At 54.6% G+C, this 295-nt stretch carries 1 rRNA gene; it reads left to right on the forward strand.

Going from position 1 to position 295, the window contains the following annotated elements:
* Nucleotides 1-295 (forward strand): 23S ribosomal RNA (locus IQP38_RS10520); the annotation flags it as partial.

Raw genomic sequence — 295 nt, forward strand, 5'->3', positions numbered from 1 at the left:
GTGCATTGGGTAGGGGAGCGTTCTGTAAGCGGTTGAAGGTGTGTGGTAACGCATGCTGGACGTATCAGAAGTGCGAATGCTGACATGAGTAACGATAAAGGGGGTGAAAAACCTCCTCGCCGGAAGACCAAGGGTTCCTGTCCAACGTTAATCGGGGCAGGGTAAGTCGACCCCTAAGGCGAGGCCGAAAGGCGTAGTCGATGGGAAACGGGTTAATATTCCCGTACTTCTTACAATTGCGATGGGGGGACGGAGAAGGCTAGGTGGGCCTGGCGACGGTTGTCCAGGTTCAAGT

The organism is Vibrio sp. OPT41, assembly GCF_015163595.1.
GTDB classification, from domain to species: domain Bacteria; phylum Pseudomonadota; class Gammaproteobacteria; order Enterobacterales; family Vibrionaceae; genus Vibrio; species Vibrio alginolyticus.